The 25,916-nt window shown below is 42.8% G+C and carries 20 protein-coding genes and 1 pseudogene; 6 read left to right on the top strand and 15 right to left on the bottom strand.

The window, feature by feature from the left end:
- Positions 1-448: 448 nt before the first annotated feature.
- Together Q9R21_RS11380 and sbmA are read right to left on the bottom strand one after the other, a co-directional pair.
- Complete coding sequence (locus tag Q9R21_RS11380) at positions 449-1,483, bottom strand: hypothetical protein (RefSeq protein ID WP_311204512.1); 1,035 nt, start codon at positions 1,481-1,483, stop codon at positions 449-451.
- A 617-nt stretch (positions 1,484-2,100) separates the two neighbouring features.
- Positions 2,101-3,294 carry a peptide antibiotic transporter SbmA gene (gene sbmA / locus Q9R21_RS11375; RefSeq protein ID WP_005262445.1) on the bottom strand — a complete coding sequence of 398 codons (1,194 nt, stop codon included), beginning with the start codon at positions 3,292-3,294 and terminating at the stop codon, positions 2,101-2,103.
- A gap of 502 nt (positions 3,295-3,796) precedes the next feature.
- On the opposite strand from sbmA, the gene Q9R21_RS11370 reads away from it, so the two are divergent.
- The 3 genes from Q9R21_RS11370 to Q9R21_RS11360 all read left to right on the top strand — a co-directional run bounded on the left by Q9R21_RS11370 (position 3,797) and on the right by Q9R21_RS11360 (position 7,327).
- Complete coding sequence (locus Q9R21_RS11370) at positions 3,797-3,991, top strand: hypothetical protein (RefSeq protein WP_004730396.1); 195 nt, start codon at positions 3,797-3,799, stop codon at positions 3,989-3,991.
- A 1,064-nt stretch (positions 3,992-5,055) separates the two neighbouring features.
- Positions 5,056-5,937 carry a trehalose-phosphatase gene (gene otsB, locus Q9R21_RS11365; protein WP_153566747.1) on the top strand — a complete coding sequence of 294 codons (882 nt, stop codon included), beginning with the start codon at positions 5,056-5,058 and terminating at the stop codon, positions 5,935-5,937.
- Complete coding sequence (locus Q9R21_RS11360; RefSeq protein WP_086044046.1) at positions 5,894-7,327, top strand: trehalose-6-phosphate synthase; 1,434 nt, start codon at positions 5,894-5,896, stop codon at positions 7,325-7,327. Before otsB ends, Q9R21_RS11360 begins: the two co-directional genes overlap by 44 nt.
- Positions 7,328-7,352: 25 nt before the next feature.
- Here the strand turns inward: Q9R21_RS11360 and Q9R21_RS11355 are convergent, their stop codons facing one another.
- From Q9R21_RS11355 to katE, 7 genes are all read right to left on the bottom strand, one after another.
- Positions 7,353-8,597, bottom strand: a complete 1,245-nt coding sequence (locus Q9R21_RS11355) for an MFS transporter (RefSeq protein WP_311204511.1) — start codon at positions 8,595-8,597, stop codon at positions 7,353-7,355.
- Positions 8,598-8,802: 205 nt separating this feature from the next.
- Positions 8,803-9,516 (bottom strand): glycosyltransferase, encoded by a 714-nt coding sequence (locus tag Q9R21_RS11350; protein WP_311204510.1) that lies wholly within the window; start codon positions 9,514-9,516, stop codon positions 8,803-8,805.
- Positions 9,513-10,127, bottom strand: a complete 615-nt coding sequence (locus tag Q9R21_RS11345) for a class I SAM-dependent methyltransferase (protein WP_311204509.1) — start codon at positions 10,125-10,127, stop codon at positions 9,513-9,515. Before Q9R21_RS11345 ends, Q9R21_RS11350 begins: the two co-directional genes overlap by 4 nt.
- On the bottom strand, positions 10,117-10,902 hold the full coding sequence (locus Q9R21_RS11340; RefSeq protein ID WP_311204508.1) for a PIG-L family deacetylase: 786 nt from the start codon (positions 10,900-10,902) through the stop codon (positions 10,117-10,119). Before Q9R21_RS11340 ends, Q9R21_RS11345 begins: the two co-directional genes overlap by 11 nt.
- Entirely contained in the window at positions 10,890-11,873 is a 984-nt protein-coding gene (locus Q9R21_RS11335) for an acyl-CoA dehydrogenase (RefSeq protein ID WP_311204507.1), read from the bottom strand. Before Q9R21_RS11335 ends, Q9R21_RS11340 begins: the two co-directional genes overlap by 13 nt.
- A gap of 52 nt (positions 11,874-11,925) precedes the next feature.
- Positions 11,926-12,135 (bottom strand): hypothetical protein, encoded by a 210-nt coding sequence (locus Q9R21_RS11330; protein ID WP_311204515.1) that lies wholly within the window; start codon positions 12,133-12,135, stop codon positions 11,926-11,928.
- Positions 12,136-12,206: 71 nt separating this feature from the next.
- Entirely contained in the window at positions 12,207-14,330 is a 2,124-nt protein-coding gene (gene katE / locus Q9R21_RS11325) for a catalase HPII (protein ID WP_311204506.1), read from the bottom strand.
- 758 nt (positions 14,331-15,088) lie between these two features.
- Here katE and Q9R21_RS11320 point away from each other — a divergent pair.
- Positions 15,089-15,589, top strand: coding sequence for a Dps family protein (locus Q9R21_RS11320; protein WP_005247040.1), 501 nt, complete (start codon positions 15,089-15,091; stop codon positions 15,587-15,589).
- 320 nt (positions 15,590-15,909) lie between these two features.
- On the opposite strand, the gene Q9R21_RS11315 is transcribed toward Q9R21_RS11320, so the two are convergent.
- From Q9R21_RS11315 to Q9R21_RS11295, 5 genes are all read right to left on the bottom strand, one after another.
- Complete coding sequence (locus tag Q9R21_RS11315) at positions 15,910-16,626, bottom strand: ABC transporter ATP-binding protein (RefSeq protein WP_004279331.1); 717 nt, start codon at positions 16,624-16,626, stop codon at positions 15,910-15,912.
- The gene (locus Q9R21_RS11310; protein WP_311204505.1) at positions 16,619-17,842 is read right to left on the bottom strand and encodes an FtsX-like permease family protein; all 1,224 of its coding nucleotides are present in this window, start codon (positions 17,840-17,842) and stop codon (positions 16,619-16,621) included. Before Q9R21_RS11310 ends, Q9R21_RS11315 begins: the two co-directional genes overlap by 8 nt.
- Positions 17,839-19,062, bottom strand: coding sequence for an efflux RND transporter periplasmic adaptor subunit (locus tag Q9R21_RS11305; protein ID WP_311204504.1), 1,224 nt, complete (start codon positions 19,060-19,062; stop codon positions 17,839-17,841). Before Q9R21_RS11305 ends, Q9R21_RS11310 begins: the two co-directional genes overlap by 4 nt.
- 289 nt (positions 19,063-19,351) lie before the next feature.
- Entirely contained in the window at positions 19,352-20,875 is a 1,524-nt protein-coding gene (locus tag Q9R21_RS11300; RefSeq protein WP_311204503.1) for a M81 family metallopeptidase, read from the bottom strand.
- Between the two features lie 31 nt (positions 20,876-20,906).
- On the bottom strand, positions 20,907-22,235 hold the full coding sequence (locus tag Q9R21_RS11295; protein ID WP_311204502.1) for an MFS transporter: 1,329 nt from the start codon (positions 22,233-22,235) through the stop codon (positions 20,907-20,909).
- Between the two features lie 118 nt (positions 22,236-22,353).
- Here Q9R21_RS11295 and Q9R21_RS11290 point away from each other — a divergent pair, with 118 nt between their 5' ends.
- Both Q9R21_RS11290 and Q9R21_RS11285 read left to right on the top strand, forming a co-directional pair.
- Entirely contained in the window at positions 22,354-22,809 is a 456-nt protein-coding gene (locus Q9R21_RS11290) for a LysR family transcriptional regulator (protein WP_311204501.1), read from the top strand.
- Entirely contained in the window at positions 22,775-23,266 is a 492-nt protein-coding gene (locus Q9R21_RS11285) for a LysR substrate-binding domain-containing protein (protein ID WP_311204500.1), read from the top strand. Before Q9R21_RS11290 ends, Q9R21_RS11285 begins: the two co-directional genes overlap by 35 nt.
- A 2,236-nt stretch (positions 23,267-25,502) precedes the next feature.
- On the opposite strand, the pseudogene ssb reads toward Q9R21_RS11285, so the two are convergent.
- Positions 25,503-25,826, bottom strand: a pseudogene (gene ssb / locus Q9R21_RS11280) (single-stranded DNA-binding protein); the annotation flags it as partial.
- Between the last annotated feature and the right edge of the window lie 90 nt (positions 25,827-25,916).

Below are 25,916 nucleotides of genomic sequence, written 5' to 3'. Positions count from 1 at the left end.
AATGTCCGGCCAGTGATATAAAACCAGTTATTTGTAGCATGGAACAGGGCAATAAACTGATAGAGCTCTGTAAAACCTAAATCAGATTTGCAACACTTGGATGATCATTCTGATGTCCATATTGCTATTCATCAGGTCAGGATATTGATCAGTCAAACTTAGCGCTATGATTTAGACTAAAACAATAAAAATAAAAACTTATAATTATGAATACCAACATATTTCACAGCATCATACTGTGGGGACTTGTCCTTTTTTTCGTCTTGATCGTATTTTTATTCATCCATCCGACATCACGGAAGGAGATTCTCGGGTCACGTGATCTCTCCGCTAAACCAAGCGGACTTTCTTCTACTCTCTCCCGTCGGATCGAGCAGATTTTTGCGCCTATCTTCTCGATCGTCAAAAGGATCATACGGATTTTGGATTAAGTCTTTTGATCCCGCGCTTATTTTAACTGCCTCAAAAGATTCTTGGCTCCGGCATGATTATAATTATTGGCCAAATTCTGCAAAATCCGCTTGGATTGTGCTTTAGCATTCGGGAAACGGCTGCTATAACTCGGCACACTGGTTAAACAGCGCGCTACCAGCATCCCTGATTCAGTATAGACACGTGTTCCCTCTGTGCCCTGCAATTTGCCATAGTTATAGGCACGCTGGGCGTTGTTACAGGCATTATTCAGATTCTTACCGCTATTAATATCACGTCGCGCTGCCACATAGATTTTCATCTGATGTTGTTGCGGTGTTTCTGCTACCGCAGCTCGAGCTGATGCCGCTGCTAGCTGCTTTTTCTCTGCTTCTTTTTTCTCAAGCTCTTTTCTTTCTAATTCCTTTCGCTCTAATTCTTTACGTGCTGATTCCTTCAGCTCATTTGTCGTCTTTGCGGCAGGAGTCTTAGGAGGAGTCGTGGTTTTTATCGATGCAGGTGTGGTTTTCTCCACAGCAACCCTGGCTTTAGTTGGACGATAAAAGTTTTTTGCTTGAGAAGGACTCATGACCTGGGTGAGTAGTCGAACACTACGCGTCTGGCTAGATTTATCAACTTGTCGTTCAGAAGTTGGCTCAATCGAGACAATCCAGCTTTCAGTCAGGTCATCCATACGACACTGATAGGCACCGCTACCCTGTACAACACCCCGATTGGCACTCAGGCGTTTGCGTTGGGCAACATCTGCCACGGCACTAAAATTACTTTTATACAGCAGTGAAAATTTACCGCCCTGTTCATGACAATATTGCGTCAGTATCGAACGCGGATACATGGCCTGAGTCGTATTATTTTTCTGTGCTTGTCCCCAAAGATAAACATAATCTTTCGCGCTACCATCACGTTGATTCAAAGCCCGTTTGGCAATCAGTTCTTCCGGACTGGCAAAAGGATGTAACACCTCTGATTTCAACCGATTCACGCTATTACATCCAGCTAAAGCTGCTGCCCCTATTATTAGAATTATTACTTTTAGCTTCACAGCAAACATCTCAACCCCAAAATCCCGTATAACATAGCCTAAATAGCACAAAACAACAAACACAAGATATTGATAACTATAATATTTAAATGGTAAAAAGGCACATATCAGCTTAACTTTGCTGATTGTGCCAAGCTTCATGTGATAAAAATTGACACGAGTATCACTTTTAATTCAGATCAAATAATAAACAATTCCATTCAGGACTCAAGAAAAAGATAGAAAAAATACATAAAAAACCGAAGAAGGCGGTGAGTCCTTCTCCGGCGGCTTATTCAGGGAACGCTCCAGACCTTTATTATAATGGGTAATAAATTTACCTTTTATCCGCTATAACATTGTCTGAACAAGATCAGCATAAAAATAATTTCCTCAACGTACACTTGTTATTTTTATACGTCAAACCACCGGAAATTAAACGCCATCTTGGCTGGCCCTTAGGATTCTAGACAAGAAAAAAATATCTGAACACCCCAATATTGGGAGGTTCTGACACGATTTACCTAAGTCATCTGACCAACGGTCAGATCGATATTTTCCATTGGATTTTGTAGACTAAGTCGCCATAAAAAAGCCAAACCTAAAACTGTTTGGCTAATAAAGCAGGATAATAATATGAGAAAAAATTAATCAATATGTGATTCAAATGCTTTCAACCGTTTATAGATCGACATCAGTTCAATAATCGTCGGCCAAGACAAAATCAGGTACTGGAAAGATTCTCGCACTTTGCCAAACACATTCAGGATTTGCATCATTAAACCGAGGGTAATTGCCCCTGCTGCAATACTTGGAAACAGAATAAATAATCCGTAAATATTGTCCAACTGCAAGTACCAGATCCGAACCATGTTGAAATAAGCATAGTGAAAATACAACCGGAAATAATTCCAGCGTACCCGGCTAAACAGTTCTTGTAATGTCAGCGGATGTGCGCGATCAGCATAGTCTTCGCCATAGACCAGCTCTTTACGATAGGCTGCCTCAACTTTCTGGTTATTAAACTCCAGTCCGGGCAATTTCATTCCCACGACCATTAAAATGACCGTACCCAATACCGCCCAGCCGATCGAGGCCCACATTAAAGCATGCGGTATTTCCCCTACAATCGGTAAAACTTTCACATGACTAGAGAGCTGATATAAGATCGGCAGGAATGCCATCAGCAACATCAGCGCTTCAATCAAGGAAACACTTAACTGCTCCGTGGTTTTGGCAAAGCGCATGGTATCTTCCTGGATACGTTGTGATGCACCTTCAATATGACGTAACTGCTCCCAATGTGCGGTGTAATAATCATTCATCGCGGTACGCCAGCGGAAGACATAATGACTGACAAAAAACAGGTTAAATACCGCTAAAGTGACATAAACCATCGCAATATAAATAAAGGTTAATGCGCCTTGATACAGCAATGAAACATCCCCACCACCCTTAGTGAGCATTTGTTGAATCTGATCATAAAACGGGCTATACCATTCATTTAATACGACATTGACCTGTACCCCGAACCAGATATTAAACAGAATAAATGCCGAGCCCCAGACCGACCAGCGCTGCCATCGGTGTCCGGCTTTCCATTGCCAGAACAGCGCAAATATCGTAGTTGCAATGAAATACCAGAGATAGAACCAGATGAATTGAGCTGACCAGAAACGCCCGATACCGATTGTAAGCTTTTCATCAAAATAACCTTCAGGAAAACCCAGATAGGTTCCCCATCCTGATCCACCACTATGCCAAAGTACAAGATTAATGATAAACCACAAAATCAGGCTGCTAAAAAACCAGACGGGTTGCGGGAAAAATGACTTAAACATGCCGACCCAGTTCTCCTTATGTCTCTTGGTCATCCAAATGACGCATAGTTTATTCTTATTTTAGATTTTTACTGTTATAAAGCATTAATTTTCAATTTAGTGTAAAAAAGGATAGAAAGATATCGAGTCTCTAGAAAATTATTTTTATCATTCAGCTCTGCGTTATGATTTTCCTTATATTCTCGATTTTTATCATTCAGCCGAGCGATATCAAAAACAAAAAAATTATCATGTTTTTGACCTTTCGTTATTTTGATAATTTTTTTTATGCCTGTTATCTGTCGGTTTTATGTAAAAGAACCTCATGCTTCTGAGCACTGCGAGTATAGGATGAAAATCAGGCATACTGCACGTCTTCTAAGTATCTTTTATCTAAATAGAGCACTACTCCCTATTTGAATAAGTCATTGATCAAGTTCTCAGTTTTTGAAGAAACAGTTAAATTTTCAAAAATCATGCTATGATTTAATTATCGAAAAGTAATCTTATTTTGGAAAAAACTATGGAAAGTTCAGTAATTGAATTACTTAAACCGGTAACCCTACAAAAAGAAAACTGCGACCCTATTATTTTTGAAGCAGGCACTGTTTTGAAAGTGGTCATGCAGACTCCCACCAGTCTTCTGGTCAGTAATGATGATGACTTTAACTTTACCATTCCTTTAAAAGACGAAAATGAAGTGTGGCGAGAAATCTGAGTATTTTTCTCTCATCTAAATAGAGGGGTTGTATCTGAATTTGGTTTCTTAAATTATATGATACGACCCTTAGCTTCTCTCCACTTTGATTGCTCTTTCATTATTTTTTCAAAAAATTACTTCTTTCCTCTTCTCTCATTATTTACTGCTTTTAAACTGACTCATCCATTTGAGTAGAAAAATTTCTTTTAATTGAAACATCACTTAGTTTTTTGATCTATATGAGATCACTGATGATCTGTTTCTGGTCTTCTGTATCTGCTCTTTTATTACAATCATAGCTTTAAATCTCTCCTCTCTGTTTAGCTCAGCTTCATCTAACCCCTACGCTTCGATTCAAAAAAAAGAATATTCAAGTTATTTTCAGAGTTTAGTCATAGAACTGGCGTTCATCTTTCTTCAATTTTTTATCCTCTGATAAAATTTACCAATAAGAATTAAAAAAATAATCTGAGATGCTAAATTAAGAGGCTGTTTAAATTGTATAGCTCTGCAATTGGTCCCAAGAAAATTTGATTGATACGAAATTTCCCCTCTAGACAATTTTAGTATTTTTTCTTTTAAGACAGCTTAGCCAATTTTAAAAATTATTAATTTTCATAAACTTAATTTAGATATTATTATATATGCCTAATTTATAAATTTATTTAGATTATTCTATTTAAAAAGATCTCAAAATTACATCTCCCTCATATATTTAAAAATAAAAAAATAAATTAATAATAAATACTATATTCTAAAAAATTAATTACAAAAATACATATTAAAAAAATAACGCTTAAATAATAAATCTTATTATCTAAAATCCTGAAAAACACTTAATCCAGGAAAACCTTAAAATATAAAATCTTCATAATTTATTTTTAAAATTTATTAACAATACTGGATTTCTACCAAAATATTTCTAAATTTTACAAAGTAACTGTACTTGTTAAAAGTGTTTCCTTTCTGCACTTAAAGCCAGTCTGTTAAATGAAATATGTTATAAATTTAATCAGATCAATGACCATTCAGGTAGTTTTAACTTTTAAATCAATTTAATTTCAGAGGCTTAGGTAGTATTTATGTCGACTCTCAAAGAAGATCAAGATCTAGAACATTCACTTGCTACATCTTCTTATATATTACCTCAAGTGATTTTAAATCAGCTCAAACCTATTATTTATTCTCACAAAATTGTTTTATTTCTTGATATTGATGGAACCCTTTCTGAATTCCACCCAGATCCAGCAAAAAGTATAATTAAGAGCGAAACCTTAAATACCTTAAAAGAGTTACAACAATATATTCAGCTAGTATTAGTGACCGGCCGCTCAATTGCACAAGCCAAAAATCTTATTTATCCATTTGACTGGAATATTGCCGGTTCTCACGGTCTGGAATTAAGCTATCAATCGCATTTAAGCAAGTTAATTGAGTTAAATCCTGAACCGTTTGAATTATTAAAAAATTATATTACAGATCATAGTAATAATATTCCTCAGACTCGAATAGAAATTAAAGACTATTCAGTCGCCCTGCATTTTCGTGAACATCCCCATTTAGAGCATCAAGTACATGCATTTGCCTTAAATTGTCTCGCTCATTTTCAGGATTTTGAACTTAAGGCTGGAAAGTTTGTATTTGAACTGGTGCCCAAAGGTGCAAATAAAGGTTCAGCCATCCAACAAATCATTCAACAATATCACTTAAGTGATCATTACCCCATTTTTATCGGAGATGACCTGACCGACGAAGCCGGTTTTCAAGTCATCAACACATTCAAAGGCTGCTCTATCAAAGTCGGTACAGGCAACACCGTGGCACAACATCGCCTCGAAAATGTGACTCAAGTACAGGCTTTTCTAGCGGAATTTTTAGAAATACTGAAAGTACAACAACAATTATTATTGGAGAAATTACATGTCAAAACTCATAGTGTTATCAAATCGTGTAAATCTACCTAAGTCAGACAATACACAGGCAGGTGGATTAGCGGTGGCATTGCAGGATGCTTTGCAGGATATAGGCGGTATCTGGGTTGGCTGGAATGGATCCCGAGTTGACCAGACGAAAGAGCAGAAGTTTCAAATCCTGAAGCATCAAAATGTTGAATATCACACGAGTCCATTGACTGAATCCCAATATCAAGGTTTTTATTGTGGTTTTGCCAACAATGCATTGTGGCCGCTGATGCACGACCAGCATCAACTTGTAGATTATCAGCCGCAGGATTTTAAGATCTATCAGGATGTCAATTTACGCTTTGCCAAGCACCTGAAACAGGTGGCATCTCCACATGACATCATCTGGATCCATGATTATCATTTTTTAAGCGTGGCGCATTATTGCCGTAAACTGGGCATGCGTAACCGTATTGGCTTTTTCCTGCATATTCCCTTTCCTGAACTAAGGCTCTGGCAAACTTTACCGGCCCATCGTGATCTGGCACATCATTTGGCCAACTATGATGTACTTGGTTTGCAGACTTCTCGCGATCAGGAAAACTGTTTAAATTTCCTTGAACAGACCTTAAAAGTGCAGCATCGCCACAATGAAATCCTGAATTATCAATCTCGAAAGATTCATGTGAAATGCTATCCGATTGGTGTGCATCCTGTGCAACTGCAGAATCAGGCCTCAGATAGTCATCTGGAAAAGCTTCCCTTTGATCTGGAGACAGTGCAGCCTTATAAAACCATCATTTCAGTTGACCGGATTGATTATAGTAAAGGCTTATTGGAGAAAATCGGATCTTTGCAGAGCTTGCTGGAAGATCAACCGGAGTTTAAAAATCAATTCCAGCAATTACAAATTGCCTGCCCATGCCGACTGGATGTAAAAACCTATAAGAACCTGTATACGCAATTTAAATCTGCCGTGCATGAACTCAATAGCCAGCATGGCACAGCGGATTGGTTACCTTTCGATTGCAGCTATGACACTTTGGGTCATGAAGCCTTGATGCAACTGTATCGTAAGGCAGATATTTGCTGGGTAAATTCGATTCGGGATGGCATGAATCTGGTCGCCAAGGAATATATTGCTGCACAAGACCCTTTAGATCCGGGTGTCTTAATTCTATCTAAATATGCCGGTGCTGCTGAACAAATGAAAGAAGCCTTACTGGTCGATCCTTATGAACATGACAGTATGGCCAAAGCCTTGAAGAAAGCGCTCCGTATGTCTAAATCAGAACGTTTAGAGCGTTATCGTTATTTAAGCCAAGGCTTGAAAAATTTCGATATTATTCGCTGGCGTGATCAGTTTATCACTGACCTGAAAAACTCACAAAGCCTGCGGATCTATCGTCCGGTGGCTGCAGGAGCTTCAAACCAGTTCAGTGTGCATGCCTAAATTTTTAAGTAAAAAAACACCAGCATTAAGCTGGTGTTTCGTTTTGAAGAGGAGCCACAATCTCTTCGCTGTGTTGTACTTCGTTTGGGTCTGCAGTGAGATGATTCAAAATCACAATACTCAATAGACCAATCGCAATGACGCTAAATACTAAGCTCAATCCGATGATTTCACTGCCGAAGCCGACCAATGCCGGTCCAATTAATGAACCTGTATAAGCAAATACCGATACATAAGACAATGCCACATGTGAAGCCAAAGTTTTTTGACGTCCTGCACGGGAAAACATTAACGGTACAATGTTGGCACTACCTAAACCTAAAATCGCATAACCCACCAACACTACTTGCCAGACTGGTGCAAAGACTACGGTTAATAAACCGGTTGCAGCCAAGAGTGCGCTTAACAGAATCGTATTTTTTTCACCAAACTGCTGAATAATCAGGTGTCCACTAAAGCGTCCCAACACCATCAAACCCGCAAAGAAACTATAAGCCAAACCGGTTTGCGCCGCAGGCAGGCTGAACTCAGTAGCAAGATAAATACCACTCCAGTCCATAGCTGCACCTTCTGACAGAAAAGCCACAAAACAGATCAGACCAATGCCTAAAATCGCCCAGGTCGGTGCTGCTTTTTTCACTGGCTGTTCTGATGATGTGTCTTCTACCGCTGTTTTTGGCTCAGCACCCAAACTTAAAGGAACAGCGAATAAGGCAATAAGCAGCAAAATTACACTGACAATCACCGCACCGGTTAAAGGCGCCAAGCCAAGTCCCATTAACATGGTCATGCCCAGTACGCCTGATAGACCACCTAAACTACACACTCCATGAAAACCTGACATTAAACTTTTACCGAGTTTTTTCTCAATCTGTGCAGCCTGAATATTGACAGTCACGCCCAAAGCCCCGGCACTGGCACCAAAGAAAAACAGGCTGATTGCCATCATTAAATGATTCGGACTATAAGCCAGAGCAGGCAAAATAAATAAAAATGCACTGAGAATTACGGCTAAAACAGTACGGCAACCTAAGGCATTGGCCAGTCGGCCGGCCAGCGGCATCGCCAGCATTGAACCGATTCCGGCACACAGCAATAACAGGCCAAAATCAGCATGATTTAATAACAGGCGCTGCTGTGCATATGGAATTAAGGGTGCCCAAGCCGCAGTACTAAAGCCCAAGCTAAAGAAGCACAACGCAGTCGCTATTTTCTGCCATAGATATGGTGATGGAGACTGAATTCGAGAAAGCAGTGTTTGATTGAACATTGTATTACCAAAAAAGAAGGCTCAGGCATCCATTACCGATCATCCATAGAAAAACCCCACAGACTTATAGCTAGAATGTATAAGTTTGCGGGGCCGAATTTGCGTGAATTATAAACAGAATAAATTTAAATGGAATAGTTTTTAGACACTAATTTTAAGATTTTTTACAAGTATCTGATTGTATAAAATTTATAGTTTTATGCTTTTATTTGCATAGGCTGATCGGTTTTTTCGCGGCCTGCTTAAGCTCAAGTTTTTGTAGAAAATGTGCAAAACCTGCAGCAATTTTTGAGCTAAGACGACTGCTGGTAGTGACTCTCAGCTGATTCGACCAGACAATCTGCGCGTCAGCTTTTTCTAAACGACGGATGAAATCGACATCTTCATGACAGTCCAGTTGCTGAAACCCATTGACCTGTATATAAGCCGAAGCTTTAAAACACAGGTTTGCGCCATGAACATGCCGATGTCCCATACTGTCCTGATAATGTCGGAGATAAGCCTGACGGGTTTTCCGGCTTAAATGATCCCATTGATCCAGCTCGACCACACCACAAATTGCATCAGTCGGTTGATGCTCTAACATCACCTGAAACCAGTCACACTGTACGAATGAATCGGCATCGGTACAGCAAATCCAGTCACAACCTTGCTCGATCATTTGCTGAATCCCCAAATGGCGTGCCTTACCGACATTCTGGAAGTCGCAACTGATAGCTGGAATGTTCATTTGCTGAACTTTAAGTGCGGTGCTATCGGTACAATGATCCAAGACCACGAGAATATGAATTTCAGGAAGATTTTCTATTGTTTTAAAGTATTGAAAAAAATAAGTTTGTGCTGATTTTAAAGCCAACAGGCAGCGTTCAATATAGGCTTCTTCATTACAGGCCGGAATCACCACACCGATTTTTTTCATCTTAAGCCCTCCTGCTCTGCCACAGATTGCGCTGAATTCAACCAGAGATCTACCCAAAAATCGGAGTCCTGCAAACTTAAACGATGTGCATAGTTTAAATGCGCTTTGAGATACTGATGGACATCTTCACCATTTAAGCTAAATCCCGAGATCGACGCGCGCCAATGACAACTCAAGATACATCCACCCGGTTCGAGTGCAGTATGCAACCATGTCAGCACCTGTTGCAGAGCAATCGGGTTCAGATAATATAAAATCTCGCTGACGACAATGAGCTGAAATTTCTGTTCGGGCAACTCATCTGGCACGATACACTGTAGCACCTGCACATGCGGATACACTTGTAAACGCTGCTGTGCCAACTGGATCGCAGTATCATTGGCATCCAGACACATTAAGGCATCTGTCCGCTGCGCCAGCTCCTGACTGAAGATGCCGTTACTGCAACCAATTTCAATCCCGGAGTCAAACTGCAAGCGTGGCAAGACCGCCAGACAAATCTGCCGTTTGCGCTGTTCATACCAACGCTGTTCATATTGCCAGGGATCTCCCTGATTCAGTGCATATAAGGCATCAAAATATTCCTGATCATAGGCTGCTTTACTGTTCATACAGATACACCTCCCAGGGCTGTAAAATACGCTGTAATGCCTGCTCTGGCAGAATCGGTGATTGTTCAATAGTAGGGTCAAACTCGAGCTGGCTCTTAAAACACCGCACAGCTAGAGACTTATATTGTAATTCTTCCTCAGTTAATTTGAGTTGATGAGCGACGGTCCAAGGAATTCTGGTATCTCCAGGGGTTGCCCAATGCCATGCCCAAATCAGGACCTGAATACAGGGCAAATGAAGCTCAGTCGCCAGCTGCTGTGTAACCTGCCCTGTAATTTCATGATCTGGATGTCCATCATGAACAAATGTGCTAATTAACACATCATTCGGCTGCAGGTAAGATTGCAGATGCTGTTGCAATACCTCCCGCTGTTCTGCCACCTTGCCATCCTGAATGTCTAAAGCGATCCGCAAAATATTCTGTTTTAAAGGTAACGCTTCTAAAGCTGCTCGCGTTTCAGCAGGACGAATCTGGTTCAACTCTTCTGGACTATACAGGCTAGAACCTGGATGACTGGCCGTCCCGTTGGTAACGGCAAAAAGTACGATCTGATATCCCAATTTGTCCAGACGCTGAATCAGACCTCCACAGCCCAAAATTTCATCATCAGGATGTGGGGCAATGATGCAGACTCTGGCATCCGGTGGAATAACCTGAGGAATATCGAATTCCGGCATCTGTTGCAGAATCTGACAGGAACACCATTCTTCAAGTCTTGTGCCTTCACCATGGATGACACGATCCCCTACAATCTCATGTCTTATAACGTCCATAATTGTTCCTCCTGTACAGTCAGCTCGCCAATCCGCTCCAAGTCAAATGCAGCATGACTTTGACGAATAAATACCGGAAGATCTGCTGCAAGCCGAGCGAAATGCGGATGCTCACAATACGGCGCAGCACCAAGAGCCTTACCCACATGGGTAAGCACGCTTAAGGCCGTTGCTTCCACCTGAGCACGCAGGCTGCGAATCTTTAATTCATGAGAGTGCTGCGGTTGCTGATCAATCAATGTAACGACTTGATAAAATAAGGACTGTGTCGCTAAAAGCTCCCGACTAATTTCACCGAGATACATGGCCTTATAGGCATGCGGTTTTAACAATACTGCCTGTTTTAAATATTCAGCCAAACGCACGGTTGCGCCATACCAGCATGCGGCCACACCTGCGGCACCATGCCAGAATCCGGGCCGATCCAGATAGGCATTTGGAGCTGCGACTTTTTCCACCTCAACCTGATCCAGTTCCAGCCGGGCAGTCAAGGTATGCTGCATGCCCACTGCCTGCCAGGCATCCTGATAATGCTGAATGCCTTCTTGCGACAAATCTAGAATCAGTAACTGGGATTGTTGTTGCTCATCACGGTAAGTGAGCAAGCCGTGTTGCACCCAACCCGAAGCAGAACACCAAGGCTTAATTCCGCTTAACTTTCCTGCTTGCAATGTTAAAGGTTTGGGTCCACCTTCTGCCGCCCAAACTGCCCATAAACCTTTTTGTTCTACCGGAACATTCAGTTCATGCAGAATAGCTAAAGCATCTAAATGCGATTCATAGAGTTTGCCCAGGCTCAAATTTCTTGCCGAAACCTGACTAAGTATCTGCCAGCGTTTTAAGGTTGCTCCAGAAGCGGGATAAGGCACCTGTTCGGAAATCGCCACCAGTTCCATTAAAGTGTGCTGAATTTTTTCTTGTAGCTCCAGAGGAGAATTTTCAAATCTTTGTAATATTGAACCGAGGTTCATGCATGCGGTTCCTCATAAAATACGGATAATGTTGTTGTGTTTTTAAAGTCAGTTAATGAGAAAGCTTGCGCATTTGTTTTAAACGTGTGGTCAGCCCTAATACCTTACGCCGTGCATTAATCTCTTCTTCATTGAAACAGAGTTGCTGCATCAGTTCAGCTAAAGGCAAATGATTATGTTCAATGAGATAAATGTCCTGCTCTCTGCTCCATTTGGTTTGTTGTGCTTGAGCCAACAACTTTTTGACGTCCGGTCTCACCATCTCTTCATCCATTTTAAAACCATGAGGATAGAAGCCGGAGCCTCTATCCTCTAAAATATAAATTGGATCGTTTAGGCAGGAATCGCTTCCGCAATTGCTTCACGCGTCCAGACACGATGGTTCAAGATCAAAGTCTTGAAGCTATCTTGTACTGCTTCAAACTGCCCATTTGCCAAGGTTCCTTCATCGCTAACCAAGCGTAAATGTTCAATCAGTTTGCCTTTATCGCCCAAGAACACGATTGGTTTTAAATGTTTGTAGGCTTCCAGTAGATAATGAGTCGCTACACCATCTTTCATCACCACATCGTAATTGTCACCGTCAGCAATCACCACAGCATCATAGGCGATGGATGGCTCTGCTTTTTGCATACCATCGGAAGGAATCACCTCGCCTTGCTGACCCAGTACCGGACCCGGTTTTGGGGTCAGTACATCGACCACAGCACCTTCTGATTCTGCCCAGGCTTGAACAGCTTTGATACTGGCCTCATTGGCCTTGTCGTGCACCAGTAGCGCAATTTTGCGTGCCTTAATATCTTCAGGTTTAAATGCCTCGAAAGATAAGCGTGGTGAAATCTGCACATCTGGCAATGTTGCTGCCTTTTTCTCTGCCGGAATTTCAATGCCCAATTGATCAGCAACTTGCTGAGCCAAGTCCAAATCGATATTGCAGAGCACTTCCAGAACTTCACGCTCACGAATATATTTACGTTCCACCTTGCTCAGCTCGAAGACATAGGCATCGACAATATGCTTTTGCTCATGAGGTGCCTGACTGCGGTAGAAAAGACGGGGCTGACTAAAGTGATCACTGAATGATTCGCTACGCTGACGGATCTTGTGTCCATCAATACGTTCCTGATAACTTTCAAAACCACCGCCTTGTGCTGCTGGCGGGGTTTCAGCCGGCCAGTTATTGTCAATCGAATTCGGCTCATAACTGGCTTGACCGGTATGTACAATACGCTGATGTAAACCGTCACGCTGGTTATTGTGGAATGGACAAACCGGCTTGTTGATTGGGATCTGGTGGAAGTTTGGACCACCTAAACGGCTAAGCTGAGTATCGGTATAGGAGAACAAACGTGCTTGTAATAATGGATCATTGGTAAAATCTAGTCCTGGCACAATATGTCCCGGACAGAATGCCACCTGCTCGGTTTCACCGAAGAAATAATCAACATTACGGTTCAGCACCATTCTGCCAATCGGCGTCACCGGCACCAGTTCTTCCGGAATAATTTTGGTTGGGTCCAGCAAGTCGAAGTCGTACTTCATCTCATCTTCTTCTGGAACGACCTGTACACCCAACTCCCATTCCGGATAGTTACCGGAGGCAATCGCTTCATATAAGTCACGACGATGGAAATCCGGATCTTTACCCGCCAGTTTTTGTGCTTCATCCCAGACCAGTTGGGCGAGACCCTGTTTTGGCGTCCAGTGGAATTTCACAAAAACCGCTTTATTCTCGGCATTGATAAAACGGAAAGTATGTACGCCAAAGCCTTGAATGGCTCTTAAATTACGCGGAATACCCCGATCCGACATGGCCCACATCACCGCATGTGCAGATTCAGGCACTAAGGAAACAAAATCCCAAAAAGTATCATGTGCAGATGCACCGGTAGGAATCTCGGTCTGAGGTTCAGGCTTGACTGCATGCACGAAATCCGGGAACTTGATCCCATCCTGAATAAAGAATACCGGGGCATCATTCGCCACTAAATCAAAGTTACCTTCATCCGTATAAAACTTGGTCGCAAAACCACGAATATCACGTACCGTATCTGCTGAACCACGCGGGCCCTGTACGGTAGAAAAACGCACAAATACTGGCGTTTGCACACTGGTATTGGTCAGGAAGCCTGCCTTGGTCAGTTTTTCATTCCCCGGATAAGCCTCAAAATAGCCATGTGCGCCGACACCGCGGGCATGCACAATACGTTCTGGAATTCGCTCATGGTCAAAATGGGTAATTTTTTCCCGAAGAATAAAATCTTCGATCAAGGTCGCACCGCGAACGCCTGCCTTGAGACTGTTCTGGTTATCGGAAATTTTAACCCCTTGATTGGTGGTGAGTGCCTGCTCGGTCGCATCACTGCGATATGCGTCGAGCTGCTCACTTTTTTTATTGGTATTTTGTTTGTCTAAACCGTCTTTACCAGTCGCGGGGCTATTGGCCTTAATTTTCATGATGTATTCCTTGCTGAGCTTGAGTTTAGTGCAGATATTTTTGGTCTATCTCAAAGTCGCTTGAGCTGATATTTTGCATGGCTTGACCAATCAAACTCATCCCGCAAGTCAATCTGCTACAGCCGATCCTGTATCAGCCTCATATTTCTTCTTAATATGCTGACTCGAAGCATTTTTGCTCTTCTGGGAATATTGTTATTGGTTTCGCCTGTGTCCTAACATAACTGCATTTGAGAAAGAGATTTATTATTGTTTGTAGTGCCTTGTTTAATTAAGGCAGCATTGTGTTATTTTTTATAAATTTCGGGTTTATTTATGATTTAAATTTTTATCTAAGTTATTTATTTAAAATAAAATATTAAAATTTCACAGAGATATTTCGAAATAAAGATTCAGTATGGTGATATGTGATCTTGCTCACAAATAAGCGTCATAACCCAAAACGATGTTTCAATCCTGAAATGATTAGGACTTTTTAGAAGTTCAATTTGCTATGAGAAATTAACGTGCTACCGCTGAAGATGGTCAAAATTTGACAGATTTAAATAGTTACAATCCCGCGTCCTGCTTATACATAATGACTAAACTTCCTGCCTTTATATTGATTTAATATCTATAACTTATAACCACTTAAATCTCTTAGCCTGTTAGATCAAATACAAAGTCATAGAGATCATTTCATCTCTTGGCTCGGGCTTCAGATACATCCGACTTTATTTTAATACACCGTATCGCGTTAAGTTTGAAGGAGTAAGAGCATGGCCTCTTCTAAAAAAGAATCTAAAGCAATGAAAATTGATATCGGGATTTCGCATGATGATCGCGCCAAAATTGTCGATGGTTTATCCAGACTTTTAGCAGACAGTTATACCCTGTATTTGATGACCCATAATTTCCACTGGAATGTCACTGGCCCCCAGTTCAATAGCCTGCACACCATGTTTATGACTCAATACACCGAGCAGTGGAATGCGCTGGACGTCATTGCTGAACGTATTCGGGCTTTGGGTTTTGCAGCACCCGGCACTTATAAACAGTTTGTGAAACTCACTTCTATTAAAGAAGTCGAAGGTGTGCCTAAAGCTGAAGAAATGATACGTTTACTGGTAGATGCACATGAAACTGTGGCACGTACTGCCAGAAGTATTTTCTCGATCATTGAAGAAGCCAATGATCAGCCGACTGCTGACATTCTCACGCAAAGACTGGAAGTCCACGAAAAAACGGCCTGGATGCTGAGAAGTAATCTGGAACAATAAAATCGGATCGAATCTTTGAAATCAGGCTTATTCACAGGATGAAATGGAAACTTGCGGCAGTGCCATTAAAGTTCGGCTTCATCCTGACGCTTTGATTAGATATGATTTACCGGCGTTCAATGATTAGATCAACCTGAAAGACAGAATCATTAAAATTAAACCATCAAAATTTAAGGATGTAGGCAATCGCGTACATCCTTTTTGAATGACGCGTTTATTTCAATCTCAGGCATGGAAATAATTTAAAGGCAGTTTTAAATAAGAAATCCCGTTGTCTTCCGCTTCAGGAAATTGGCCCTCCTGGCTCCTTACAGTACAGCTTAATCTTGATGCGGATTGCTCGAATCACTTTCAATCCGGCCATCGACCAGATTAATGGTGCGATCACAAGTGGCGGACAGGCGCGGATCATGCGTGACCAAAAGTACGGCGCAGTCGCGTTCACGATGCACTTTACGAAACAGTTCAAACATATCAGCCGCGGTCTGGGTATCAAGATTACCTGTAGGTTCATCGGCCAATAATAATGCCGGCTCAGTAATCAAGGCCCGAGCAATGGCCACCCGCTGCTGCTGTCCTCCGGACAATTCATTCGGTTTACGCTCGGCAAATTTTTCCAGTCCCACTGCCGCTAGTAAATCACGTGCGCGTTGCATTGCCTGCTGATTCGGTTTGCCATGCGCCATCATTAAAGGCATGAGAATATTATCCAGTGCACTAAATGCCTGAATCAGATGGTGAAACTGAAATACAAATCCGATGCTGTTGCCGCGCAGCGCCGTACGGCCGGTATCATCCATCGCACTGGTAGGTTGTCCCAACAAATACAGCTCGCCACTCGTTGGTTTATCTAGCAGTCCCAGAATATTCAGTAAGGTACTTTTTCCAGAACCGGAAGGGCCAATAAGTGCAGCAAAGTCGTTGCGATCAATGCGCAGGTCAATGCCATGCAAGACCTCAACCTCATTGGGCTGTCCAATATTATAAGATTTTCGCAGCGCTTCCAGACGCAGAACTTCCTGAGATTGCTCAGACATGACGAATCGCCTCCACCGGGTCGAGTGCTGCTGCCCGGCGTGATGGCACCGCTGCAGCCAGTACGCCTGTTAATGTCGCCAACAATAGCGCCAATATCACCAGTTCAATCGATATCGGAATATAGAATAATCCCGGCCCAAAATTATTAAATACCCACACCAGGCCATAACTGACTATGCTGCCCAGCACTGAACCGAGCAAGCCGAAGATTGCGCCCTGAAACAGAAAAACCCTCAGGATTTGCGATTGGGTTGCACCTGTCGCCCGCAGAATACCAATTTCTCGGGTGCGCTGCACCACACTGACGGACATGACGCTGGCAATCCCGAAAGCCACCGAAATTGCGACAAAGACAATAATCATATTAGTCGACAGGCTTTGTGCAGTAATGGCATTCATCAGTTGTGCATTGGTTTCAATCCAGCTTTCGGCTTTTAATGAGGTCAGGCGTCCGACTTGTGCGGCAACCTGGTCTGCTTCAAAAATATTGGCAATGGTTAGGTCAATCACCGTTACCCCGCCTGGCAGGCCGAGTAAGGACTGTGCCTGCTTGAGATCCAGATAGACATAACGCGCATCCAGTTCGCGCACACCCAGTTCAAAAATACCGGCAATATTCACCAAAGCACTATTTTGTTGACCAGTATCCAGTCGCAACTTGCTGCCGACCTGAACACCGAGGTCTTTGGCCAGTTGACTGCCAATCAGCACATCATCCGCGCCGACCCGCAACTGACCACTGATTAAATATTCTTTTAATGGAATGATCTGCTGATAACGCTCCAGATTCATCCCGACCAACGCCACTGATTCGATCGCATCACCCCGTTGTACAAAAGCCGGCCCAGACACCACCGGCGAGACGGCGGTCAGTACAGGTAACTGGTCTAGCGTTTCAGTAATCTGTTGCCAATTGTTGATCGAACGCAGGCGCTGTGCCCGTTTGTCTTCCTGCAATAATTGCACGGTCTCGGTGGGAGGTGACACAATCCGGTTGACTTCATCCGGTGACAATAGGCGAATATGCGCCTGTGTACCTAAGGTTCGTTCGACAATATTGGCTTGCAGCCCCTGAATCAATGCAGTGATAAAGACGATCACCGCTACGCCCACGGCAACCCCGATGGTGATCATGATGGACTGCGCGCGACCCTCGCGCAAAAAACTGACCGCGATTTTCCATTCGATCCAGAGCCGCCCGAATAAATTTTTCAATCGAAGTTCACCGGTAATTCATTTTTGCTGTTGGTCGTATCAGCAGAATTCTGCAATGAACTCTGTTGTGGTTTTAAGCGAACTCTGGTGCCATCTTCCAACGAAGATTCGGCATCTGCCAGCACCTGATCGCCCTCGCTCAGGCCTGATTTCACTTCTGACATGGCTAGGCCACGCAAGCCTAAAGTAATCTGCTGACGCTGTATTTTTCCATCACGTACCATTAAGACCACGGCTTTATTTCCCTTGATACTACTTAAAGCATCATTCGGAATAGCCAGAGCCCGCGCTCGTTTGGCCGTCTCGACATTCACCGATACCGTCATGTCCTGACGCAGAAAATCAGGCACTGGATTTACAGTTAACCTGACTTCTACCGTACCTCGCTGTGGGTCAATACTTGGCGCAATAAAATTGATCCGGGCCGGGAAAGACCGATCCGGATAGGCATCGCTAATTACAGTGGCATTTTGCTGCAAGGCCAGTTGCGGTAAATTCCGCTCATCTAGCGGTACCCGGATTTCTGTATTCCCTGTTAACGCAATGGTAAATAAAGTTTGTCCCGGCTGAACCAGATCACCCGGCTCGACAGCGCGTGTCAGTACTGTGCCGGCGACCGCCGCCCGAATCTTGGTTTTGGCCAATTGCGCCTGTGCCACCGCCAGCTGTTCACGAAGCGATGCTTCTTCAACTTGACCCGCAGCCAATGCTACTGCTTTTACCCGGGCTGTCTCATAATTATTACGCGCGACTCTTTCCGCTTCCACAGCCTGTTCGACTTCTTCCCTCGACAGGATACCGACTTCTGCATTACGTCGACGTGTAGCTTCTCGGCTGGCCTGCTCCAACTGGGCTTTGGCACTGGCCAGTTCTGCTGCAGCCTGTGGCCGTCGGCTGCTTGCCAATTCGGTCAGTGCCAGCTCGGCCTGTCTGACTTGGGCCAGTAATTCATCTGATTTCAGCACCACCAGCAGATCACCCGGTTTAACCTGATCGCCTTCCTGCACCAGACGTTGCAGAACCACACCACTAATTTCACTGCCTACCTGGGCACGCGAAACCGTCGCAACACGTCCGGTTGCGACAACATTTTGTACTAGCGGCATGGTACTCAGCGTATAACTAGGCACCACAGGCCCCTGCCACCAGCGAAATAGAGCAAACCCTACTGCCAGTAGCAATACGATAATCAGCAAAATTTTATAGCGGGCAGCGCGCAATGAGAATCTCCGATTGAATCGTTTAATTTGAAATAAGAAAGTCAAAACTGTATTTGTTTTTTTCTAAGGTTTAATTTACAACAAGTTTCTACTTGGAATTATAGGTATTTTGTTGAGTTTGAAAAGGATGTTGAATTCATATCCGCTTTTTTTAGCTAGATTAAGTCGATGTCAGTCAAGTTCATCTATGACAGAATCAGATAATGAGGATTTGATAAAAAAACAGGCTGGATCATGATAGAGCTCGCCTGTTCAATCGCTTGGGTGTTAATTGGATGTTAGTTAAATATTAGACCGTACGACGTAATGGCTGATCACGTTGCGCCAGACTTTCACCCATCGGCACAAGCCGTCTATCAGGGTCAATCTTTTGCCAAGGCAAGTCATTCGGGTCTGCTTTCATGGCCCCAGGCGCTTTCGCGACCAAAATGGCAGCAGCCATGTCCTGAAAATCTGCACGAAAATGTACCGAGCTTTTCACTACAATAATTGACTTATCTTCAGGCACAACGCCAAAAATTCTAAACATATTACGATCGAGCAACTGGGCTTTGTAGGAACTGACTGCAATTTCAATACCATCTATTTCCAGCAATACACTCGGTCCAATATCCGCCTCAACACCATGCATCATAGGCCCGCCATAGCTGAATTTTCCATCGCTATAGGCTTTGATCTTAAATTCAGCGCTAAATGGGGAATCCCCGGCAATACCCGATGTTCCACCCAGTTGCGCATAAAAATGCTGACCAAGCTCAAGCTGGTAGGCTTGCTGCACCACCACGGGATCAACAATAAGACCAATCAATGCATTTTTAACCTGATGTCGATGTAGCGCCGATAGCATCCCGGTCGTATTTGAATCACCACCGGCTCCCGGATTATCCTGCGTATCGGCAATCACCACAGGTTTGCTCGAATGATGCTGTTGATAAAGTTGAAGTGCCTGCTGCACGGCATGATCGGGTGATAAAAAATCCATATTCCAATGCGCTTCTTGTTGCAGCACATGGGCGATATAGCCTTGCATAGCCTGATCTAACTGCTCAGCGTTTTCACTATAGCCCCAGATACAACCGCCACATTCCTCAAAATCTGCCGCCGGAAAGCCCGGCGTGAAATTCATCTGGACAGAATTATTTTGCTCTAGCTGTTCAAGTAAACTCATACAAGACTGGGTAGGTTCCAGCTCGGTACATTGTGCATTCAGCGCAATCAAAAACGGCAGCTTATACATTTGCTTGTGCAGCTTTTTACCCCGGAATATTTGATCCAGCAGTTGGGCACAGCGTTGTCCGGTTTGAGCCATATCTACATGTGGATAGGTCCGATAGCAAATCAATGCATCACTATGAGCAAACATCGCCTGCGTGACATTGGCATGGAAGTCCAGACTGGCAATTACCGGAATGTCCGGACCAACGGCCTCGCGAACTCGTCTTAATAATTCGCCTTCACCATCATCTACCTGTTCACTGACCATGGCACCATGCAGATCCAGATACACCGCATCTGCCGGATGTTGCTGAATGCTGGAAATAATTTCATCACAGATCCGCTGGTAAGTGTCCTGCTCTACATGCGCTGAAGGTGAAGTCCCAGCCCAGATCACTGGCAAAAGTTGATAACCGAATTGTTCTGCTTGCTGGATAAAACCGCCAATCGGAATGTTCTGTTCCCGAAATTTCAGGACATCTGCGTCACGACTAAGCGGAGGAAATCCCCCGCCCTGGACAAAATCCGCGTAGTTTGCTTTGGTCGGGGCAAAGGTATTGGTTTCATGTTGAAAGCCCGCAATGATGATTTTCTTCATATCTTGAATCCTTCCTATGCTGCATGATTGATTATTTATCGACGATTAGAGCAGTGTGTGTTGTTTGCTGAGGCGCAGCTTGCTTTTTCAGTCTGAAGGTATAAATCAGGAAAGTGCCTCCGAGCATCATGATCACAGCAATCGTGAACCAGCCTGCCAGCATGGAACCGGTCATTGACTGCGCCATGCCCATAATATTTGGACTGACAAAACCACCGAGTAATCCGATACTGTTAATCAGGGCAATTCCGCCTGCTGCCGCACTACCGCTTAAGTATTTCGATGGAATCGACCAGAAAATGGTATAGGCACTAAACATAAAGGCCGTTGCGGTACAGATCGCAATAAAGGACAGCAGGAAATTCGCACTGATCACCGACAACATCAAGCTGACTCCGGCCAATACCGTAGGCACTACACAATGCCATTTCCGTTCCTGCCATTTGTCCGAGCTGCGGGCAAAAATGATCATGAAAATTGCGCCGCATAAATATGGGATCGCCACCAGCCAGCCAATCATCTGCAAATTTTGGATACCGCCCGATTTCAATAAAGATGGCAGCCAGAAGCCAATCGCATAGATCCCACAGATAATGGTGAAATAGGCCAAGGCCATGAAATAAATCCAGGGATCTTTCAACACCGCTTTAAAATTGCTATGACCGCTTGCAGACTGATGCTGGGAAATTTCTTTCACCAATAAGGCTTTGTCCTCTTGGGACAGCCATTTTGCTTGTGAAGGATGATCGGTTAAATAAAAGTATGCTACGCAGCCCAACAGCACGGTCGGCACAGCTTCTAATAAAAATAACCATTGCCAGCCAGAAAGATTATAAATCTGATGAAAAGTACTCATAATTTGTGTAGATAACGGTGCGCCTAACATGCCAGCAAGCGGCCCGGCCAGCATGACAATCACCATCACGCGTGCCATGCGTGCACCAGCATACCAATAGGTCAGATAGAAAATCATGCCTGGGGCAAAACCGGCTTCGAATACACCTAGTAAAAAGCGCAAGACATAGAACATCTGCGGGGTGGTGACAAATAGCATCGACATGGAGGTCAGGCCCCACAAAATCATGATGCGGGTAATGGTTTTTCTGGCGCCGACTTTTTCAAAATACAGGTTGGTTGGCACTTCAAACAGTACATAACCTAAAAAGAATATGCCGGCTGCCATGCCATAAATTGCATCGTTAAAGCCCAGCTCCTGCTGCATTTGTAACTTGGCAAATCCGATATTGATCCGGTCCAGATAAGCAAAGAAATAACACAGCAATAAAAATGGCAGTAGCCGCCAGCTTACTTTCTTGTAAATCTGGTCTAACCGTTGTTGACGGGAGGTGATTAAATCCATCTAAAACTCCTTTTTATCTAGATCTTCTTATTGTTCAAAATCCATGTAAGCATGCTCCTGACTTGATAACAATGTAATTTATTCGGCATACTGATGCTTTAAAAGCATCAGAGTTTTTATGGACAGAAAGTTGCAATTCCTTGCGCCACTGAACGGAATCAATGAAAAGCGTTTGCGTTATTTCTATACGGTGATGATGTTTGGCTCGATGCGCAAAGCGGCAGATATCCTGAATATTGAACAGTCCGCCATGAGCCGACAAATTCAACTCTTTGAATCAGAATTAAAAATAAACCTGTTCAAACGTAAGGGTCGGCATATTATTCCGACTGAAGCCGCCTATCTGGTACTTGAGTATTTCAAGGAAAATAAAAATCGTGAAAATGAATTATTTGATAGTTTATTTCAGCTGCAATCTTCTCAACTCGGCAAAGTGAACATTGTTTCAAGTGAAAGTTATATGCAACACATGATTTATGATGTACTTCGACATGTGCATTATAAATATCCAAATATTGAAATCCAGTTAGAATTAATGAGTGGACAGCCTGGCGCATATTGGACTGGCGTATAATCCTCCATTTCATATAGACATCAGCACCATTGCCCATAAAACAGAACCTTTTATTCTGGCTGTTCCTGCCGGTCATCCTCTTGCCAAGCTCAAGCATCGCATTTGTCTTTCCGAAATTTCAGACTATAAATTTGCCTTAATGCCCGTAAGGCATGGTTTCCGTCAGCTACTCGACAGTGAAATGGTGCGCTTACAAGTGAACCTGAATATTGGTCTGACCACCAATTCTATTTATGCCTTAAAAAATTATGTGGTGGCTGGACATGGGATTTCCGCCATGCGCTATGCAGATATCGCAGATGCAGTAAAAGAAGGTCAGGCCGTTGCTTTAACTATTGATTCCGAGCTGTGCAACATGGCTCAGACCCAATTGATGGTACGTAAAAATACCCATTTGTCAGAGTCGAAGCATTTATTGATTGAGCGTATTCGCTCTAGTTTTGATTTGATTTTTTAAATCGCTTATAAAATTTAGGCAATAAAAAAGCCACTTAAATAAGCGGCTGATTTATAACAAGAATTTTGGGTGGCGTCAATTGAACAAATTTGCTAAATAGCTGTTTTATATAATTTAATATTTATACAAAAATCCCAGTGTACACCACAGTGTACAGATTATCTGTTGCTAGGCTATTTTCTCTGAGTTTAGTTGTCATGCTGGGTGACGAACTCAGGAGTTAAAAACACTCCCCCTCGCACGCCCGCGCGTTTTCTTGATTATTGCTTGATGGTATAGCGGTTTGCTGTGTTTTTTCGCTGCTCTTCTTTTTTGTGGCTCAGGTAGCCCGATATTTTGAGCATATTGACTGAGTGACTTTAAGTAACTCAGTTACTCACTAACTATCTTTGAGCTGGTCACTTGCATGGGTTTCGGCGATTACCGAAACGATAACGTAATCCTAAATTAACTTAGCCGTCCAAGTAGTTGATTAAGTAGCTAGGTTGTTTAGATGCGCTCAAATTTGAGCATATCCCCCAATGGGGTAAATGTTCCCGATCCGCTACTACACTTTAAAGGTAGTTAAGGGATAACCTCAATTTTGAGGATAACCATTGTTTTAAACTCTCATCAGTGATGGAAGTTAAGAGATGCCCCCAAAGTTGGGGTTATCTTTGTGAGTGACCGATAGTCACATGCAAAACTCACTTTTGAGGTCTGTCCATATTTTGACGCACCCACTCAACGCAATTTTTCGCTCAGTGAATGCCGTTGCTCACTTTTGAGCATGGGCATAGCGATAGCGGAATTTCACTATCGGTCTTGGCTTTTAGGCGTGGTCATCTTGACCATACCCACACTGTGTGACTGTACGAAAGTTTCGTAGTTCATTAACCAACGCAATTTTGCTTATATCCCCCAGTGGGGGGTAGTCCTATGTTCAGGCTATTTGTAGCAGTAAACCGCACGAATAATCACGCTGTAATTCTATTGGGATTTTAAGCCTTAAAACCACAATGAATATATCCCTCGCGTGCGCGCGCGTAGTTGTCACGAAACACAACGCAAAATTGCGCTGTCCTACTGTTAGTAAATGTTAGTTTTGCGGACTGCTTTAAAAATGCAAAACCTTATAAAACCTAATATTCAAAAATGCCATGCTGTTATCAATTGTTATGGTTTGGATTACTGCAAAATACTACTTTTCACTTGCTGCTCGGACTTGTCAAAACTTGACATTGATAACCTGTCAAAACCTGTTATTTAAAACGCTGCACCTGTTAGTAAATGTTAGTCAGAACTTATCAAAACTTAACATTGCAAACGGCATAAATACTAAGTAATACTAAGTTTACAACCTGACAAAACCTGACATTTAGAACGCCGTAGCTGTAAGCAATAGTAAGTACCTTTAACATCATTTTAACTTTTGAAAATCGACTTATAACTAGATAAATCCTTTATATATAAGCCTTTGCAGTGATTTTTTAACTTTAACAACTTTAACCTATTTGCTAAAACAGAATTTTTTTTGCTGGTGCGGTTTTGAGTGGTCTCCGCTTTGGGTCAATCCATAAGTTATGAACTCCCCCCACTGGTTAGCCGTCATCACTCGATTGGTTAAACCTGATAAAACCTGATATTTGTTTTACGTAGTTTTACAAGATAGGTATTCCTCAAAAACGGCGTAAACCTTGCTGTGCTTAGTTTTGAGCATGGTTTTAATGGTCTTTTTCATGTGGTGCTGTAAAACAAGAAAATCTTTACGTAGCTATACAAAATAGGGGGTCTTTGCTTTACGTAGCTATACAGAATCAAAGTTATTAAATCGCTGTATGCCTTGCTGTAATTGGCATAGGTGGCATTTCTTACAAGTACCCTGTAAAGCAAAATTTAGCAGGACGTAGCATGACAAAACCGCATTTCTTGTTGGACGTAGTTTGACGAGCTGCATATCTAAGTAAAACGCCGTATGCCTTATATAGCTTGGTTTTGAGTGCATTTTTATAGGTACTTTTATCAGTATCTTGTCAAACAAATATACAAGGCTTGTCATGCAAGATTTAAGGCCATTTACTGATACATACTGATACGGATTTTGCTAGACGTACCTAGACAAAATAGGGGTGTAATCATTCCATTTCTTCAATTTGCGAAACAATCCTATGAAAGAAATGATTTTGTGAAACTCACCCTATGAAAGAAGTGTTTTATCCAATAAAAAAAGCTCCCCATATTTAGGGAGCTTCGATTAAAGCAATTGCAGCTCATCGGCTCGAATCTCGGTTACTTCCCGATCCGCTCCTTTATTGTCTTTCCACTTCCTTGTACGCAATGAGCCTTCGATATAAACCTTTCCGCCTTTCTTGAGGTACTTGCTCGCAATCTCAGCTAATCGGTTGTTAGTGGTGATTCTGTGCCATTCTGTGGCCTCTTTACGTTCGCCTGTGGTCTTGTCCTTCCAAAACTCGGTAGTTGCAACGCTGAATGTCGTAACGCTGCCACCGTTGGGAAATTGTTTAGTTTCAGGGTCACGGCCTAATACACCCATTACAGTCACTTTGTTTACGTTTGGCATTGGTTTAAATCTCTCTAATTTTCTCAGAATGTCTATTTTTCATGGGTAACATAGGTAACATGGGTAATATCCTTGCTATGACAGCGTTTC

The organism is Acinetobacter sp. RG5 (assembly GCF_031844265.1).
Classification (GTDB): domain Bacteria; phylum Pseudomonadota; class Gammaproteobacteria; order Pseudomonadales; family Moraxellaceae; genus Acinetobacter.
Note: the sequence above shows the minus strand (reverse complement) of the source record. Positions and strands in the feature narration are given on the sequence as shown.

Coding starts and splice junctions, on each gene's coding strand:
- Q9R21_RS11350 (WP_311204510.1), bottom strand. CDS start 9,516: ATGAAAAAAATCGGTGTGGTGATTCCGGCCTGTAATGAAGAAGCCTAT.
- sbmA (WP_005262445.1), bottom strand. CDS start 3,294: ATGTTTAAGTCATTTTTCCCGCAACCCGTCTGGTTTTTTAGCAGCCTG.
- Q9R21_RS11330 (WP_311204515.1), bottom strand. CDS start 12,135: ATGGTGAGACCGGACGTCAAAAAGTTGTTGGCTCAAGCACAACAAACC.
- Q9R21_RS11320 (WP_005247040.1), top strand. CDS start 15,089: ATGGCCTCTTCTAAAAAAGAATCTAAAGCAATGAAAATTGATATCGGG.
- Q9R21_RS11340 (WP_311204508.1), bottom strand. CDS start 10,902: ATGGACGTTATAAGACATGAGATTGTAGGGGATCGTGTCATCCATGGT.
- Q9R21_RS11335 (WP_311204507.1), bottom strand. CDS start 11,873: ATGAACCTCGGTTCAATATTACAAAGATTTGAAAATTCTCCTCTGGAG.
- Q9R21_RS11315 (WP_004279331.1), bottom strand. CDS start 16,626: ATGTCTGAGCAATCTCAGGAAGTTCTGCGTCTGGAAGCGCTGCGAAAA.
- Q9R21_RS11360 (WP_086044046.1), top strand. CDS start 5,894: ATGTCAAAACTCATAGTGTTATCAAATCGTGTAAATCTACCTAAGTCA.
- Q9R21_RS11295 (WP_311204502.1), bottom strand. CDS start 22,235: ATGGATTTAATCACCTCCCGTCAACAACGGTTAGACCAGATTTACAAG.
- Q9R21_RS11290 (WP_311204501.1), top strand. CDS start 22,354: ATGGACAGAAAGTTGCAATTCCTTGCGCCACTGAACGGAATCAATGAA.
- Q9R21_RS11345 (WP_311204509.1), bottom strand. CDS start 10,127: ATGAACAGTAAAGCAGCCTATGATCAGGAATATTTTGATGCCTTATAT.
- Q9R21_RS11355 (WP_311204511.1), bottom strand. CDS start 8,597: ATGTTCAATCAAACACTGCTTTCTCGAATTCAGTCTCCATCACCATAT.
- katE (WP_311204506.1), bottom strand. CDS start 14,330: ATGAAAATTAAGGCCAATAGCCCCGCGACTGGTAAAGACGGTTTAGAC.
- Q9R21_RS11380 (WP_311204512.1), bottom strand. CDS start 1,483: ATGTTTGCTGTGAAGCTAAAAGTAATAATTCTAATAATAGGGGCAGCA.
- Q9R21_RS11370 (WP_004730396.1), top strand. CDS start 3,797: ATGGAAAGTTCAGTAATTGAATTACTTAAACCGGTAACCCTACAAAAA.
- Q9R21_RS11300 (WP_311204503.1), bottom strand. CDS start 20,875: ATGAAGAAAATCATCATTGCGGGCTTTCAACATGAAACCAATACCTTT.
- otsB (WP_153566747.1), top strand. CDS start 5,056: ATGTCGACTCTCAAAGAAGATCAAGATCTAGAACATTCACTTGCTACA.